Source organism: uncultured Campylobacter sp. (assembly GCF_938018145.1).
Classification (GTDB): domain Bacteria; phylum Campylobacterota; class Campylobacteria; order Campylobacterales; family Campylobacteraceae; genus Campylobacter_A.
Window position 1 is genome coordinate 1 of record NZ_CALIII010000393.1, and the last position, 1,869, is coordinate 1,869.

General features: G+C 43.8%; 2 protein-coding genes. Both read left to right on the plus strand.

Features of this window, described 5'->3' with window-relative positions:
* Nucleotides 1-165: 165 nt before the first annotated feature.
* Complete coding sequence (gene nrfH / locus Q0338_RS09075; RefSeq protein ID WP_298086471.1) at nt 166-687, plus strand: cytochrome c nitrite reductase small subunit; 522 nt, start codon at nt 166-168, stop codon at nt 685-687.
* A gap of 19 nt (nt 688-706) precedes the next feature.
* The coding region (locus tag Q0338_RS09080; protein ID WP_298086472.1) for an ammonia-forming cytochrome c nitrite reductase subunit c552 at nt 707-1,869 on the plus strand (1,163 nt) is incomplete at its 3' end.

Below are 1,869 nucleotides of genomic sequence, written 5' to 3' on the forward strand. Positions count from 1 at the left end.
ATAACAACTACTGTTATATTTACATAGTATAAAAGTAAGCTTTAGATTTAATTTTAATTATATAAGGAAAATAAATGAGAATTTAAGCGAACTAATAATAAAATACGGCCCGATAAATAAAGTTAAGTTTTATTTAAATTTACAAAGGAGGTTAGAAAGCCCGTCATGGAAAACACGAAGAAAAAAGCATCCATCTGGGTCATTCTTTTGTTGCTATCGTTTGGAGTGGTTATCGGTCACGGACTATACACTTTTTACTATGCCAAGGGATTTTCATACTTTAGTCCGGATCCTGCAGCCTGTAAAAACTGTCACGTGATGAATCAAGTCTACGAAAGCTGGTCAAGAGGCGGACACCAAAACGTCGCGACCTGTAACGACTGCCATTTGCCGCATGATTTTATAGGATATTGGATCATGAAGGCTCAAAGCGGCCTAGGACACGCGTATGCCGTTACTTTTAAAGATAATCCTTATGCATTTACCGCAAACGAAAAAACAAAAAGAGTCGTTCAGGAAAACTGCATGGACTGCCACAAAGAGTACGTTTCAAACGTTATCGACCCGCGCGCCATAGGAACCGCAAAACCGTTTGACAAAAATCTCAAAGAGCATCAAGGCAATTCTAGCGAGCCTTTAAGATGTGTATCTTGCCACCGCGAAGCGGGACATGCGCATAACTTTTAAAATTTAACAGGAGGATAAAATGAAAAACAAAGTGTTGTATGTAGCTACTTTCCTAGTGGCTGTCGTACTCGGTGCGGCTATGTTCGCGCTTTTTACGGATATCGGCGCCAAAAAAGCCGAAGAAAAGATGTATCCGCTAATGCTCAATAAAGTAAGCGAACTTGAGCCTGATTTTGAAAAATGGGGCGCAAATTTCCCAAATCAGCTCGATGCTTACAAAAAAATGGAGCATAAAAGCGACGCAAATCCAAAAGGAAGCGAATTTATAGAAACGGCTTTCGGCGGCGATTTACCTTATAGCAAGATTATTCGCTGGCCTGCGGCTACGGTGTTTTGGAACGGTTATGCGTTCGGCGTGGATTACAGCAAACCGCGAACCCACTACTATACCCAGATAGATCAGATCGAGACCAAAAGAAACGACAAAGAGTTTTTAAACTCTCACGGACTTCCAGCGTTTAAAGGCCAACCGGGCGCTTGCGTAAACTGCCATACCGGCTATCTAACTGCACTTCAGCTAGATCCAGACTACAAACTAACCGAAGATCCGACTCCGGCAGCTAGCTTACCTATGCCTTTCTTTGACGTAATGCCTAAAGAAGAAGGCCAGAAGAGAAAAGCGGCTTGGACGAAGATGAACTCTATTCCGTATTTTGACGTCATGAAAAAAATCGCGGCTAAACACGGCGAGAGTATCCACGGGTCGCATCTAGGCAGCACCTGTGCGGACTGCCACCACCCGGACGATATGAGCCTAAGAGTAACAAGACCGGGATTTGTTAACGCAATGGCTGCTCGCGGCTACGAGGCCGATGCGAAAAGCGGTATAAAAGCCAGCAGACAGGAGATGAGAAACTTCGTTTGTATGCAGTGCCACGTCGAGTACTACTTCGGCAAAAACCAAACTCTAACTTTCCCTTGGAATTTCTGGAAGAAAGACGAGCCGTTTAAGATCGAAAATTTCGACCAATACTACGACGATCAGCTAGCCAAAGACGGATTTAAATTTGACTATATTCATAAAGATACCGGTGCGAAAATCATTAAAATGCAGCACCCTGAGGCTGAGCTAAGCTCGACTGGCATCCACGGAAGAAGCGGCGTAACGTGCGCAGACTGCCATATGCCATATAAACGCGCCGGAGCTCAAAAGATCACCGAGCATGAAATTTTAACTCCGCT

Bases quoted from the DNA above. Each gene is read 5' to 3' on its own strand.
- nrfH (WP_298086471.1), top strand. From the start codon at position 166: ATGGAAAACACGAAGAAAAAAGCATCCATCTGGGTCATTCTTTTGTTG.